Source organism: Streptomyces sp. (assembly GCF_019510245.1).
Lineage (GTDB): Bacteria > Actinomycetota > Actinomycetes > Streptomycetales > Streptomycetaceae > Streptomyces.
In genome coordinates this window covers 1-13,311 of the sequence record NZ_JAEKKT010000170.1, presented here as the reverse complement: position 1 = coordinate 13,311, position 13,311 = coordinate 1, and the positions used below count along the sequence as shown (strand labels likewise).

Annotated in this window: 14 protein-coding genes and 1 pseudogene; 10 read left to right on the top strand and 5 right to left on the bottom strand. The window is 67.4% G+C overall.

The features are described from left to right. The first annotated feature begins 2 nt into the window (after positions 1–2). From JF597_RS33235 to JF597_RS33225, 3 genes and pseudogenes are all read left to right on the top strand, one after another. Positions 3–1,214 (top strand): MFS transporter, encoded by a 1,212-nt coding sequence (locus tag JF597_RS33235; protein WP_294003810.1) that lies wholly within the window; start codon positions 3–5, stop codon positions 1,212–1,214. Between the two features lie 156 nt (positions 1,215–1,370). Then, positions 1,371–2,261: an RNA polymerase sigma factor SigJ gene (gene sigJ, locus JF597_RS33230; protein ID WP_294003807.1), complete on the top strand. Its 891-nt coding sequence runs from the start codon at positions 1,371–1,373 to the stop codon at positions 2,259–2,261. A gap of 179 nt (positions 2,262–2,440) precedes the next feature. Next, positions 2,441–3,316, top strand: a pseudogene (locus JF597_RS33225) (NADP-dependent oxidoreductase). Here JF597_RS33225 and JF597_RS33220 read toward each other — a convergent pair. Further along, positions 3,303–3,461, bottom strand: a complete 159-nt coding sequence (locus tag JF597_RS33220) for a hypothetical protein (RefSeq protein WP_294003805.1) — start codon at positions 3,459–3,461, stop codon at positions 3,303–3,305. The pseudogene JF597_RS33225 and the gene JF597_RS33220 overlap by 14 nt on opposite strands. On the opposite strand from JF597_RS33220, the gene JF597_RS33215 reads away from it, so the two are divergent. From JF597_RS33215 to JF597_RS33200, 4 genes are all read left to right on the top strand, one after another. Beyond that, the gene (locus JF597_RS33215) at positions 3,460–3,813 is read left to right on the top strand and encodes a cupin domain-containing protein (protein ID WP_294003802.1); all 354 of its coding nucleotides are present in this window, start codon (positions 3,460–3,462) and stop codon (positions 3,811–3,813) included. The two genes, JF597_RS33220 and JF597_RS33215, sit on opposite strands and share 2 nt — an antisense overlap. 1,001 nt (positions 3,814–4,814) lie before the next feature. Continuing rightward, positions 4,815–5,411, top strand: coding sequence for a TetR/AcrR family transcriptional regulator (locus tag JF597_RS33210; protein ID WP_294003799.1), 597 nt, complete (start codon positions 4,815–4,817; stop codon positions 5,409–5,411). Positions 5,412–5,481: 70 nt separating this feature from the next. Beyond that, positions 5,482–6,534 (top strand): aldehyde reductase, encoded by a 1,053-nt coding sequence (locus JF597_RS33205; RefSeq protein WP_294003795.1) that lies wholly within the window; start codon positions 5,482–5,484, stop codon positions 6,532–6,534. A gap of 229 nt (positions 6,535–6,763) precedes the next feature. Next, the gene (locus JF597_RS33200) at positions 6,764–7,666 is read left to right on the top strand and encodes an alcohol dehydrogenase catalytic domain-containing protein (protein ID WP_294003792.1); all 903 of its coding nucleotides are present in this window, start codon (positions 6,764–6,766) and stop codon (positions 7,664–7,666) included. Between the two features lie 518 nt (positions 7,667–8,184). Here the strand turns inward: JF597_RS33200 and JF597_RS33195 are convergent. Further along, entirely contained in the window at positions 8,185–8,583 is a 399-nt protein-coding gene (locus tag JF597_RS33195; protein WP_294003789.1) for a helix-turn-helix domain-containing protein, read from the bottom strand. Between the two features lie 362 nt (positions 8,584–8,945). On the opposite strand from JF597_RS33195, the gene JF597_RS55725 reads away from it, so the two are divergent. After that, the gene (locus JF597_RS55725; protein WP_366916480.1) at positions 8,946–9,197 is read left to right on the top strand and encodes a hypothetical protein; all 252 of its coding nucleotides are present in this window, start codon (positions 8,946–8,948) and stop codon (positions 9,195–9,197) included. Between the two features lie 57 nt (positions 9,198–9,254). Here JF597_RS55725 and JF597_RS33190 read toward each other — a convergent pair whose 3' ends face one another. The 3 genes from JF597_RS33190 to JF597_RS33180 form a co-directional block, all read right to left on the bottom strand. Continuing rightward, positions 9,255–9,833 (bottom strand): hypothetical protein, encoded by a 579-nt coding sequence (locus tag JF597_RS33190; RefSeq protein WP_294003786.1) that lies wholly within the window; start codon positions 9,831–9,833, stop codon positions 9,255–9,257. Between the two features lie 384 nt (positions 9,834–10,217). Further along, a complete protein-coding gene (locus JF597_RS33185) occupies positions 10,218–10,496 on the bottom strand; it encodes a hypothetical protein (RefSeq protein ID WP_294003784.1) in 279 nt (92 codons plus the stop codon). Positions 10,497–10,817: 321 nt separating this feature from the next. Beyond that, positions 10,818–11,417, bottom strand: coding sequence for a hypothetical protein (locus JF597_RS33180; protein ID WP_294003781.1), 600 nt, complete (start codon positions 11,415–11,417; stop codon positions 10,818–10,820). 117 nt (positions 11,418–11,534) lie between these two features. Between JF597_RS33180 and JF597_RS33175 the strand changes: the two genes are divergently transcribed. Both JF597_RS33175 and JF597_RS33170 read left to right on the top strand, forming a co-directional pair. After that, positions 11,535–12,017, top strand: a complete 483-nt coding sequence (locus tag JF597_RS33175) for a zinc-binding dehydrogenase (protein ID WP_294003876.1) — start codon at positions 11,535–11,537, stop codon at positions 12,015–12,017. A gap of 564 nt (positions 12,018–12,581) precedes the next feature. Further along, a complete protein-coding gene (locus tag JF597_RS33170) occupies positions 12,582–12,896 on the top strand; it encodes a DUF6234 family protein (RefSeq protein WP_366916479.1) in 315 nt (104 codons plus the stop codon). Positions 12,897–13,311 lie beyond the last annotated feature (415 nt).

The following is a 13,311-nucleotide window of genomic DNA, read 5'->3' as shown; positions in this document are numbered from 1 at the left end:
CCGTGCTGGCCTGCGCCAATGTGGTGATGATGGCCACGGCAAGCGCACCGTCACCGATCTACCCGCTGTACCGGGAACGTTGGGGCCTGTCGGTCACGATGCTGACTGTGATCTTCGCCGTGTATGTCGTGGGTCTGCTCGGCGCCCTGCTGACGGTCGGACCGCTGAGCGACCAGCTGGGTCGCCGCCCGGTGCTGGTCGCCGCCCTTCTGGTGGCGGCTACCAGCACGGCGGTCTTCTGGACGGCCGACGGCGTCGTCGCCCTCCTGATCGCCCGGGTGGTGCAGGGCATCGCCACGGGGACGGCCACGGGCGCTCTTGCCGCCGGACTGGTCGAACTCTCACCCAAGAGACATCCGCATCTGGGGCCCACGACGACAGCGGTGGGCACGAGTATCGGCATGGCCACCGGCGCCGGAGTGGTGGGGCTGCTGGTTCAGTCGACCTCACGCCCCGATGCGTATGTCTTTCCTTTCCTGACGCTGACCTTCGTCGTTCTGGCCGCGGTCGTCCTCACGATCCCTGAGACACTCGTCCCGCGAGCGGTGGGACTGGCGTCGTTGCGACCCAGAGTCCGGGTTCCTCGGGAAGCCCGGCCGGAGTTCTTCGCCTCCATTCCTGCCCTGGTCGCGGCATGGTCCGTCACGGGTCTGTTCCTCGCGCTCACTCCGTCCCTGGTGAGCAATGTCCTGCATGTGCGGTCCGGCGCTGCGGGCGGGCTCAGCATCGCGGCGCTGTTTGTAGCCAACAGCGTGGGCGGGTTGTGGTCCGTTCGGCATGCGGCTCGGCTCGCCACTTTGCTGGGCGCGGTTCTCCTGACTCTGGGTGCGTCCGGGCTGGCGGTGGCCATCGCTGTCGCTTCGCCGGCCGTATACGTGGGCGGATCGGTCGTCGCAGGGCTGGGCGTCGGCCTGACGTTCAACGGCAACCTCCGTGCCATCAGCGCGGTCACTACCGCGAAGTCGCGGTCGGAGGTCTTTTCGGCCGTCTACGTGATCAGCTATGCGGCCTTGAGTCTTCCGGCCCTCGCGGCCGGGCTCGCGGCGCCCTCATGGGGGCTGGAAGCCACGGGCTACCTGTACGTCGGCTTCGTCGGGACGCTGTCCTTGGGTGCGGCCCTGCACGCCGGACGATCACATGCTCACAGGCCCACCAGCGATCCGATACGCACGGGCCGGGAAAGCCGACCTCGCAGCGAACGGTCCCGTTGCTGAGCGCGCCCGCACGCCGTACCAGCACCATCCCCGAAGCGGCTTGATCAGGACTTGCGGCTGCCGTGTCGGAGCGGCTCGGCTCGCTTCTGCTGAGCTGTCTTCGAAGATCCCGAGATCGAAACAGTTGCGCTGCATCTGCAAGCTGGAGGAGGTTGTATGGGTGACGGGCATGGGCCCGGACGATCTGAGCAGGCGGACCCGCTCGGAGCCGAATGGGAGAGGCACCGACCAGCGGTCTTCGGTGTGGCCTACCGGCTGCTGGGGACTGTGGCCGATGCCGAGGATGTCACCCAGGACGTGTGGCTGCGGGCGGCCGGAGCGGACCTGCAGGACATCGGTGATCTGCGGGCCTGGCTGGTGACGGTGGCCGCGCGACGGTCGTACGACATTCTCAAGAGCGCCCGCTTCCGCCGGGAGACCTATGTCGGGCCGTGGCTGCCGGAGCCACTGCTGACAGGGCCGGACGCGTCGCAGCCGGTACTCGTCGACGAGTCCGTCAGCTCGGCGATGCTCCTGATCATGGAAGAGCTGAGCCCGCCGGAGCGGGTGGCCTTCGTCCTGCACGATGTCTTCGGCCTTGAGTTCGGCCGGATCGCCGAAGTGTTGAACGTCTCCGTGCCGGGCGTCCGGCAGCTCGCCTCGCGGGGACGACGGCGGGTGGCCAGGGCGAAGCAGTCCACGCCGCAGGCGTCGAAGGCGGAGCGCGAACGCGTCCTCACGGTCTTCCGCGCCGCCTACGAGGCCGGGGACCTGGCCGGCCTGGTCAGGCTCCTGCACCCGGACGCCGTCTACGTCACCGACGGCGGCGGCAAGGTCTTGGCGGCACGCAAGCTCGTTCACGGCGGCGAGCGCGTCGCCGAAGTCATGGTGCGTACGGGGCGTCAGTGGCACCCGGACCGTATCGACTTCGCCGAGGTCGGCGGCGAGCTCGCGCTCGTGTTCCACCGAGAAGGCCGGGTCCACTCCGTCGACACGGTCCAGATCACGGACGGTCTGATCACCGCCTACCGCAGGGTGCTCAATCCCGACAAACTCGTGCGCGTCTGAGCTGTCACACACGTAGGGGCCACCTCGTCTCCCTGATGAGAACGCACAACGGGCGACGAGGAAGGCACCGGAACAGGTGAGATCGATCATGTGGCACGGCATACATCCACCTGCAGCCGCTGTGAGCCCTGCGCGCGAGCGCCGTGCGCTCGGGTCGCCCCTCCCCAGTTAGGACCTGTATGCAAGCCATCACTGTGCTGGACCGTGACGCTGGCCTTGCCAGCATGTCCCTGACGGACATGCCCTACCCTCATGCGGCCGGGAACGACATGGTCGTGCGGGTGCACGCCGCAGGCTTCACCCCTGGCGAGCCGGAATGGCCCGCCACGTGGACCGATCGCACCGGCCGCGACCCGACGCCGAGCGTGCCCGGACACGAGCTGTCCGGTGTGGTCGTGGAGCTGGGGGTACGGCATCACCGGCCTGCGCGTCGGACAACGGGTGTTCGGCATGGCCGACTGGACCCGTAACGGCGCGCTCGCCGAGTACACCACGGTGGAGGCCCGCAACCTCGCTCCGCTGCCGGCGGACATCGACCACACGGTGGCCGCCGCGCTGCCGACCTCCGGGCTGACCGCCTGGCAGGGCCTGTTCGACCACGGCCGCCTCACCACAGGCCAGACGGTCCTGATCCATGGTGCCGCGGGCGCCGTCGACTCGTTCGCGGTACAGCTCGCCCGCGAGGTCGGCGCCCGTGTCATCGGCACCGGCCGGGCCTCGGGCAGGGACAGGGCACCCGCACTCGGCGTCGACGCCTTCACCGACCTGCAGACCGAGAAGCTGGAGGTCGCCGACGAGGCCACGTCGTGTTCGACGTGATCGGGCGGCGACCTCCTCGACCGCTCGGCCGCACTCGTCCGGGCCGGTGGCTGGCTGGTCAGCATCGTCGTGCCGCCCAAGGTCCAGCCCAAGAACGGGAGAGCGGTCTTCTGCTGAGGGACCGCCGTCCCAAGCCGATCGTCGGCGCCGTGCGGCCGCTCGCCGAAGCACCCTCCGCCTTCGTCCCGGGCAAGCGCAGCCCGGGCAAGACGATCACCCGCGTCACTGAAGACTGAACAGGAGACCGATCATGATGGGAATGCGGATCTCTGGTGGCTTGCTGGCCTTCGCCGCGCTGACTACGGCCACGGCCTGCTCGACCTCGGACCAACCCGCCCAGCCCAAGGGGACGACCGTGGCCGTGGCATCGCCTGCGGCCATGGCATCGACACGCCCCACCGAAACCCTCAAGCCGCTGCTCCAGCAGGCCCTTCCGGGGGTGAAGGGCAAGACGTTCACCTCGGTGATCGTCGACTTCCCGGCCAACGCACGCGCGCTGCCGCACCGGCACGGCCAGGCGTTCGTCTACGCCTACGTCCTCGAAGGCACCGTGCGCAGCCAGCTCGAGGGCAAGCCCGTGCGTACCTACCACCAGGGCGACAACTGGGTCGAGCCGCCAGGTGCCCACCACGTCCTCACCGAGAACACCAGCCCGACCAGGCGGGCCAAGCTCCTGGTCGTGTTCGTCTCCACCACCGGAGAAAAGCTCAAGGTCGACGACCCGGCGTCGTAGTAGGGGGTACGCAGCGGGCGGCACCGCCCCGCCCACCACTCGGCCCCTGCCAAACACACCCGACCGGCCACCTCCACGCACGCCAAGTGCACGGCGCAGGCCACCCAGACGAATCGAAGGAATCATGACCGACCCTCAGCGCGTCAACATCGGCAAGCAGCACCCGGCCGCCTACAAGACCCTCGGAAGTCGGTGCCCTCTCCCTGCTGCACCGCCCCGACGGCAGCTCCGGCCGCACCGCGCGGAGCCGACTCCCCTGCCGGTACTGACCGACAGTGACTCAGTCAGCCATGACGACAGCACGGACCCAGATCTCCCCTTTGATCACAGAGCGTCGCAACTGCACGATCACCGGACCGCGAGGGCCAGCGCCTGTGGTGCGTGCCCGTTCTGGTGCCGGTATCCCCCAAATGCGCCTATCCGCGTGACCTCTCAACCTGCACACGGCGATGCGCCGAGCCACTGCTTCCACGTCAGTAAAGGCCCGGCGCAGAGCGTGGCGTACCGCGGGTAGTGCAGGAGCGGACATCGAGAGGCTGGTGACGCCGGGCTGGTCAGGGCCAGTGCCATCAGCGGATCGGCTGCCGACTCCCGCACACTCCCACTGGCTGGTGTGCCGTCGTTCCGGCGCGCGGTCACTGCGACGAGGCCGAGTACGGCGGGTTGCCACGGGGCGAGCAGGTTCTGGCCGAGGTCGCTGGTGTCGACCAGAGAGCGCGACCGACGCCGACAACCGGACACCCTGGACGGCCTATGTGCCGGATGACACCTTCTACCGTCCCATCACCCAGTCCACGGTTGACCCCAAGCACTACACGGGGGCCGGTAACTTCCGCCGGTCACTTGGCCCTCCCGGACGGTGGCAAGACCGCCGTGCAGGATGCGCTTCGCGGCGGACTTGATTCCAGGTTATCGAAAACGTATTGTCGAAAGTACGTTTTCGAACTGAAGCTGTCCAGCGGACAGACGCGGACCGGCAAGCCGGACGACGGGAATCACTGATGAGCGAGCAGGCACCGGCCTCCGGCCGGCGCAAGCGGCTGACGCAGGAGCGTGAGCGCGAGATCCTCGAGGCCACCTTCGCCCTGGTCGCCGAGGTCGGCTACGAGCAGGCGACCGTTGACGAGGTGGCCCGACGGACGAAGGCGAGCACGGCCACGTTGTACCGGCAGTGGGAGAACAAGCCCAAGCTCGTGATCACGGCGATGATGGCCCGCAAGTACCCGCCCCTGCCGAACATTGACGCAGGCAGCTTGCGTGACGACCTGGTGGCGCTGGCTCGCATGATGCCGGCACCGCACCCCAAGGGCGCCCCGACGCTGGGAATCTGGCAGGCGGTCATATCCGATCCGGGCCTCGCCCAGGCACTGCGGGACGTCCTGTTCGCCCCCTACCTCGACGCGCTGCGCACCATCCTGGCCCGGCACGTCGAGCGCGGAACGATCCGTCCCGACAATCCGGCCCTGGCACACTCCGAGATGTTCCTCATGGGCAGCGTCCTTGTCGAGAAGCTTTTCACCGGCACCGAGGCCGACGCCGACCAGCTCATCGCGGTCATGGATGCCTTGCTGCTGCCGGCGCTGACCAGTAGCAGCTGATCCCTTCCTCATCCGGCTGACGTCCCTTGGGCCAGTCGCCATGCGCACGAAAGGACAGAGGAACTTGGCCATGAGCAGCACTGCGACCGATACCGTCCTGGTCACCGGAGGCTCCGGGTTCCTGGGCGGTCGTGTGATCGCCCAGGCACTCGGCGAGGGTTACCAGGTCCGCACCACTGTGCGGTCCCTCAACCGTGAGGCGCAGGTCCGCGGGGACTTGGCGGCCATGGGCGTGGACGCGGGTGAAGAACTCACCTTCGTGGAGGCGGATCTCACCTCGGATGACGGCTGGGCCGAGGCGGTGGCGGGCTGCCGCTACGTCCTGCACACCGCCTCGCCCTTCCCAGGCGGCGAGCCCGACAACGAGGACGACCTGATCCTCCCGGCCCGGGAAGGCACGCTGCGCGTGCTGCGTGCGGCCCGCGACACCGGCGTCGAACGCGTAGTGGTCACCTCCTCGTTCGCCGCCGTCGGTTACGGCAGGCCCGCCACCGAAAAGCCCTTCACCGAGGACGACTGGACCGCACCGGTCGGCGACCTCCCCGCCTACATCAGGTCCAAGGTGCTGGCCGAGCGAGCGGCCTGGGAGTTCGTCGAGCGCGAGGGCAACGGCCTTCAACTCGCCACCGTCGCCCCGGTCGGCATCTTCGGGCCCGTCGTCGGCAGCGACCACTCCTCCTCGATCAGCATGATCACCGGTCTGTTCAGCGGCGCCCTGCCGGGCACACCCCGCCTGTACTTCGCCGTCGTTGACGTCCGTGACGCCGCAGCCTTGCATCTGAAGGCCATGACCGACCCCAGGGCTGCAGGCGAACGCTTCATCGCCGCTGCCGGTGACGCCGTCTCCCTGCACCAGATCGCCCTCGCCATCCGCGACCGGCTCGGCGAAGCCGCCAGTGCCGTCCCCGTCACCGAGCTTCCGGACGAGACGGTACGCAAGGCCGCCGAGGCGAACCCGGCGCTGAAGGGCATGCTGCCCAACCTCGGCAAGGTCCGCCACGTCAGCAACGAGAAAGCACGCACCGTCCTCGGCTGGAACCCCCGCAGCAGCGACGACGCCGTCGCGAGCACCGCCCAAAGCCTCCTGGAACTCGGCCTCCTGCCCATGACGAATCCCGCATAGCCGCATGCGCACACCCGCGCTCCCGCCTGCTCGACACCTCGGCGGCAGCGGCCGTCGCATCGGAAGCCAACGCGCAGTGAAGGGCCGCCGCTCCCTCGCAAGCCAAGTCCGGGACGGCGTATGGCGAGACTTCTGGACAAGCAGCCCTCGAAAAGAAGAGGCGCCGCCCGCGCTGGAAACACATCCAAGAACGTGGGCTCAGCATTATGGACTTCCCGACGGAGGAAACATGCCAAAAGCAATCACGCTGACCGACTTCGGCAATCCTGACGTGTTGCGGTGGACGGACGTGCCCACGCCTCAGCCGGCCGAGGGGCAGATCAGAGTGAAGGTGAAGGCCGCGGGTGTCGGCCCGACCGACCTCGCTCTGCGGTCGGGCCGTCTCAAAGCCTTTTCGCTGCGGGAAAACGCCGTCCTCGGATTCGAGGTGGCCGGGACTGTCGACGCGTTGGGTCCCGGAGTGAACGGAACACAGATCGGCGACGAAGTAGCAGCGCTGCTTTTCGACCTTGGCGGATACGCCGAATACGCGGTCTCCTCGATGTGGGTCGAGAAGCCGGCCTCCGTCCCGTGGGCAGCCGCAGCTTCTCTTCCGGCCTCGGCGGAGGCGGCATCGGGGGTGTTGCGGCAGTTGGCGGTGAAGACAGGCGACACGCTGCTGGTGCTCGGTGGCGGCGGAGCAGTCGGCTTGATCGCAACCCAGTTGGCCATCGCTCAGGGCATCAAAGTGGTTAGCGCGGTAGGCGCGCGGGACGACGCACTGGTCACGTCCCTGGGTGCCACGCCCGTACGCTACGGCGCGGGGCTGGTGGACGCAGTCCGGAGCGTCGGGGCTGTCGACTTCGCGTTCGATGCGTCCGGCAAGGGGGTGCTGAGCGATGCGATCGCGTTGACCGGAGCCGCCGACCGAGTCATCACCTTGTCCGACCCAGCTGCGGCGGACTTCGGCGTCACACTGTCACATCCCAGTCCGGGGCGAGCTCCTCACGCATTGGAGGACGCCATGTCCATGATGGCGCGGGGGCAGCTGCGACTGCGGGAGTACACAACTATGCGCATGCAGGACGCACGCGAGGCGCACCGTCTGCTGGAAAGCGGCCAGGTGCACGAGCGCGTGGTACTGACCCTCTGATCGCGATTCCAGGCACAAGGCTCGCCGACAGGCGATCATCAGGAGGACAGCGCGGTTTCGAGCGAGGAGTGATGCCGATCAACCGGAGGGCTGACCTGCCAGCGGCGATGCACCGCCGCTGAAGCCCGAGCTCGACAGGGGCAGGGTCGATCGGGACGAGGTCCTCCAGGCTCCCGCGCCATGCTCGCCGTCATGCAGCGGCACCACCCGCTGGAACAAGTCCCGCAGATCTACCGGCGCCAACCGTTCGACAAGCGCAGCAGTCATCACCCCAGACTGTCGCAAGACCACACCAGCTGAAATGACCTCTCAGTGGCAGCTGTAGCTCATCTCGTTTGGGCCTGCCCATGCCTGTGGGCAGGCACCGGCGAGCGTGCTTGTCAAGGGCCCCGCGTGCCTCGACGTACGATGGGGAGCTGTCCGGGCGATCACGCACCTCTCGTGACGTCGATGGCGGGCCCCTCGCTCCCCGCCACCTGCTGGTGACTCACAGAAGCCTGAGCGGGTCCGGGTCCCGTTCAGTCGGTGTCGGGGCTCTGCTCCGCCGCGGTGTCGTAGGCGGCGCGGGCCTCGGCGATGGCGGACCGATGCCGCTCGGCCCAGCTCACCAGACCGGTCAGCGAAGCGTGGAGCTCCTGGGCTATGGGCGTGAGGCTGTACTCGACCTTGGGCGGCACGGTCGGATACACGGTGCGAACGAGCAGTCCGTCCCGCTCCAGCCTGCGCAGGTTGAGGGTGAGCATGCGTCGGCTGATGCCGTTGATGGCGCGTTCCAGTTCGGTGAAGCGGACCGGGCCGTGGGCGGCAGCGATCAGGATCCCGATGCTCCACTTGCCCGCCACACGGTCGAGCACCTCGGTGACCGGACAGGCTTCATCCCTCAGTGCTTCGGTAACACGGGTGTGACTGCGTGACATGAAAGTGCCTCCTTCCGATGAGCAGCAAGGTTATCGATGATGGTTGCTGTTACAAGTCGTAACCCAAGGGGGATATATGTCCGTTCGCGCTCTCGTCGTCGATCCGTCCGCATCCGCCGCCGTCCGCCTCGCCGAGGTGCCCGACCCCGTGCCCGGGCCGGGCCAGGTTCTGGTGGGCGTCTCCCACGCCTCGTTGAACTATGGCGACCTCAACGACGCCCGCTCCGGGCGGGTCCCTGTCGGGGTGGTGCTCGGCCGGCGCGGCGTATGTCCCAGACGTCTTCCCAGCCCCCGCCTGGACCGGCCCAACGACCAACCCACATGCCTATTAGGCGTACGGCTCCCGCGCGAACCGCGCTTACCTGCGCGAGCGCGGTATCGCCTGCACGATCCCGGAGAAGCGCAACCAGATCACCAACCGCAAGAAGCGCGGTCCCCGGCCCCGGGGTGGTCGGCCGCCGAAGTTCGACGCCGCGGATTGCACAGCGCGCCATGCGCTGGAGTGCGGCATCAATCGCCTCAAGCGCCACCGAGCAGCGGCGACGAGGTACGACAAGCTCGCCGTCCGCTACGAGGCGACCGTGCTGGTCGCGGCCATCAATGAATGGCTGTGATGACCTGCACGGTGGCGGGGACCGCGAGGCTGGGACGAGCTCAGGGCTGGTGACACATCATTCGATTCCGAGGGGTCCGATGCCCAGGTCCTCACGCATGAGGCGACGCATCTGCGCCATAGCCTTGCGCCGCCGTTCTATCAGGGGCGCGTCGTCCGCGGAGCCGACAGCCACTCCACGGGCATAGGCGTCGCGGATCGCGCGCAGGCGGTGGAACGCCTCGTTCCCCGCCTCCACGACCTGCGGGGGGCCCACGAGCCAGAGGCGTTCGCTCGCCGTGTAGATGCCGGTGCCGCGCACGGCTTCCCGCACTGCCGCGTCGCGTGCCGACTCGGACATGTGGTCGCCCAAGGCGACGGCCCGTATCTCCTCACCCGCGGCTTTGAGAGCGGAAACATACTCCGTGTAGACCTCGCGCCGTACTTCCAGAGCGTGCCTGGCTTCCTCCCGCCGCCACCGGTTGCGATCGGCGATCAGAGTGGCTGCGATGCCGATGACGGCACCGGTCAGTGTGGAGAGCAGGGGCGTCCAGTCCATGTGCCGCAGCTTGTCGAAATCGGTGCGCTGGCACCAGTGCTTTCGCCACGCATGGCTGTGACCAGCACTTTCGAAACACGCCCTGTGCCGCAGCAGCATGAGACGCCGCTACATCAGCTGGCAGAACAAGCACTCCTCTGACCAGCGCCCTCGCAAGGTCGTTACCCAGGGCGAACATCGCCTGAATCGGGCCGTGTTGGCGTTCACGGCTGCGGTCAGGCACCAGCCCTTCTGACATCACGTTGCCCGGGCCTGACCAGCCAGCCACCGCTTCACTTCGTGCCAGGCGGCCCACTCTTTCGCCTCGGCGCCCCCCACCTGGTGAAAGGCGATTCGTTGGACGTCAACTCCTCCCGCCACCAGTCGAGGCTGTCGGCCTGGTGACGGCGGGCGACCGGTGCCGTCTCTCAAACACCGCACACGCAGAAATGGACGGCGACTTCGTCCTCAGGGTCTGCGTCCACCATGCGTCCAGGAATCCGGTCACTGCCCCAGCCTGCTTGCGGGGCCACCGTGACCAGCTTGCCGCGGGCAGTCAACGGTCATGAGATCGGACTCGGCCTCGCCGTCGGCAAGCACCACGACGAGCTGCGGCAGAATCCGACGGATGATCGCAGGCCGGTCGTCCCAGTGGAAAGAATCTTTCTGCGCGACCCGGCGGACGAGGTCCGCCGGGAGGGGGACGTCAGGACTCCGCAGCAGCTCGATCTCGCCCTCATCGAAGCACCGCCCGCAGCCGGCCTCATCCGCTTGGGCCGTCATGCCGGCCGAAGGTCTTCGCGACCCTCGCCATCGCAGCGACAAGAACACTGCCATCCGGAGAAGTCACCATGCATCCCGTCAAGACTACTCCCGAACTACTCCCGACGGCGAAGGGAGGCGCCGCGCGAATCTCAACGTCGACTCTGGCTGGCCAGGCCCACCCCTCTCGCGTGATCCGCGACCACCTGCACAAACGCCTCATCGGGACGGTGATCCTCGTCCCTGCGGACTGGAGTGGCCGAAACTGTTTAGGCGCACAGGCGGTTGAGGGCGTCGCACTGCTGCGGCGCGGCAGCAGTCCAGCTGGCGAGGAGCTTCAACTTATGTTCCTCGGCGCAGCCGGGCTCGGCAGTGCAGACGCACACGTCCACCACGGTCTGGACGGAGACCGCAGCTCCATCGAGTGGTAGGCCAGCTTGAGGCAGCCGGTATCGGGGTGCCGACGGAATATCTTGGCGTCACGCTTGCGGATGAGGATGTTGTGCGTGACCCATCGATACGGAACTCGGGGCTGAGGACGGTCAGTTCACCAACGAGATCCCAGGTCACCTGGTCATGAGGGTTACGGTCGGCTTCGGTACGCAACAGCGCCGCTAGGATGTCCGCGCTGACATTCCAGTCGCCGTGGAAGTCGCGCGCGCCGGAGTCGAGGAAGTGGTACCGCGCCAGGTTCGCGTGACCCCGGTCACGGGTGGTAATGCTCTCGAAGACCGGCGAGTACAGGGCCCGCGCCAGCGGGTTGACTGCCAAAATGTCCTGGCGTTTGTTGGCGACCATTGCGGCGGACAGGGTCATGCTCTCCAGCATCCACTGGATGTTCGACGGCAGTTGTGGCGTCGGCTCCTGGGTGCGTGTGCGGTCTACGGGCCGGGACGCTCGGGCCAGGTCGAACAGATAGATCCGCTCCTCGTGGGTTACCACGCTGCGGTGGCCGGTGGCGTCACCGCTGGTTCCAGCGTGACGGTCGTCGGGGATGGGCCGGTCGGGTTGCTGGCGGTGCTGTCCGCCAAGCGGCAGGGCGCAAAGCGGATCATCCTCATGGGCCGGCACAAGTCGCGAACCGACCTCGGCCGCGAATTCGGTGCCACCGACGTGATCTCCGAGCGCGGCCAGGAAGGCATCGAACTGCTGCGTCAGCTCACGGGTGGACAGGGGACGCGTCTCGTAGTGGAGGCCGTCGGCAGCCGCTCCGCGTACGACCAGGCCATGGGCGCCGTACGCCATGGCGGCATCACCAGCCGGGTCGGCATCACCAGCCGGGTCGGCATCACCAGCCGGGTCGGCATCCCGCAGTACGAAGAAGCCCCGATCGGCGTCGGCAGTCTGTTTATGAACAACGTCCGCCTCGTCGGTGGAGCGGCTCCTACCCGGGCCTACATACATTCGATCCTGTCCGACATCCTCGAAGGAAAGATCGAGCCCGGGAAGGTCTTCGCCACCACCACGGACCTCGCAGGCGTGCCGGCCGGCTACCGGCAGATGGCGGGTAGGGAGAGCCTCAAGGTCCTCGTGCGGCCCTGACGGTCACAGGCGCGGTGCGGACGGACCGCTGATTGGCTCTCGGTCGCGATCCCGGATCCGGCGTGGCTTCACCCTGGCGCCCGTCCGTCGCTGTATAGCAGGAACCCTGACGGTGGAAGCACTGCTGGAGAGCCGACCTACTTCGTAGACCAACTGCCCCCCGCCCTGAGCTGGCACTTCTCCCTTGGGGCAGCGGGGCTTTGACCCGCGACCTCTTTGTCCCGAAGCAACTTGGATGGGTGCGTTGTCTTGGGCTGGTACGTCTCTCACCTGCGCTGGCGGGCCGCGGACGTCCGCACTCGTCCGTGGTTGTGCGTCGGCGTTGTCACGCAATTACATACTTACTGAGGAGTTCGACCCTCATGGGTGGGTTGTTGGTCGGGGGCCGTTCCCGTGTTGGTTCCCGTGGCCCGTGGTGTCCCGCTCGATCGGGCACGGTTACTTGATCACTGGGCGGTTGCGGTGGTAGCGGCGCATTTGAGTAGTCGTACTCATGTGTAGTGCCTGCCACTACAGCATTCTGGGCCGTATGCGATTAACAGTTTGTCTTCCGCTGGCAGAACGGTGGTGAGGCCTGGGGGTGGGCCGTCAACCGGCCTGCAGGTTGGCGTCAGCGTGGCGCTACTCGTCATCGACCTGATGGGCATGGCCTGGTTACTGTTCCGCTACGGGATCACGGGCTGGGCCGACAATAAGGGCCAACGCAATCCACCCCAGGCACCGAAGGAAGCGTTGAGGGGGATGTGGCTCCTGGTCGGCGGCGCTGTCATCACAGGTGGCGGTCTCCTCTACCTGAGGTGGCGTATTCCCGGTGTCGCGCAGCTGGTTGTCCTGGGAGTCGGCGTGGGGCTGTTCGCCTGCCTCTCCGCTCGTGAGTAGCGCAATTCCCATCCCGCACGCCATCGACCCAGGCGGAGCCGAGCAGAGGTGGTCTCTGGAGTCCCGCTAGTCAGGGCCAGCACCCAGGTGCCGGCCGATCCAACACCGAAGTCCCGCGCTCTCAGCGTGGGAAGCTGCGGGCATTTGGGGCTCGTACGTGTGCGGAGCCGCCCGGACGGATCGGATGCAACCCGGTCGGCCTCGGCGGTACTCCCGGTGATTCCTCGCTGTTCCCCGCTCGATCTGGTGCGGTTGCGGTGCGGTCACGGGTGCCATCTAGTGTGATGCGCCAGAAATCCTGAGGTTTAGTTCTGCTCTGTTTTCTGGTCGGTGGTTCCGACTTTGGTGAGGTAGTCGGCGAGGGAGTTGAGGATCTCGTCGGCCGTTTTGGTCCAGGTGAAGGGTCGCGGGTTTT

Excerpts from the sequence above, each read along its gene's own strand:
- JF597_RS33210 (WP_294003799.1), top strand. The coding sequence starts at position 4,815 with ATGAGCGAGCAGGCACCGGCCTCCGGCCGGCGCAAGCGGCTGACGCAG.
- JF597_RS33215 (WP_294003802.1), top strand. The coding sequence starts at position 3,460 with ATGGCATCGACACGCCCCACCGAAACCCTCAAGCCGCTGCTCCAGCAG.
- JF597_RS33200 (WP_294003792.1), top strand. The coding sequence starts at position 6,764 with ATGCCAAAAGCAATCACGCTGACCGACTTCGGCAATCCTGACGTGTTG.
- JF597_RS33195 (WP_294003789.1), bottom strand. The coding sequence starts at position 8,583 with ATGTCACGCAGTCACACCCGTGTTACCGAAGCACTGAGGGATGAAGCC.
- JF597_RS33205 (WP_294003795.1), top strand. The coding sequence starts at position 5,482 with ATGAGCAGCACTGCGACCGATACCGTCCTGGTCACCGGAGGCTCCGGG.
- JF597_RS33190 (WP_294003786.1), bottom strand. The coding sequence starts at position 9,833 with ATGCTGCTGCGGCACAGGGCGTGTTTCGAAAGTGCTGGTCACAGCCAT.
- JF597_RS33175 (WP_294003876.1), top strand. The coding sequence starts at position 11,535 with ATGGGCCGGCACAAGTCGCGAACCGACCTCGGCCGCGAATTCGGTGCC.
- JF597_RS33220 (WP_294003805.1), bottom strand. The coding sequence starts at position 3,461 with ATGGCCGCAGGCGATGCCACGGCCACGGTCGTCCCCTTGGGCTGGGCG.
- JF597_RS33185 (WP_294003784.1), bottom strand. The coding sequence starts at position 10,496 with ATGACGGCCCAAGCGGATGAGGCCGGCTGCGGGCGGTGCTTCGATGAG.
- sigJ (WP_294003807.1), top strand. The coding sequence starts at position 1,371 with ATGGGTGACGGGCATGGGCCCGGACGATCTGAGCAGGCGGACCCGCTC.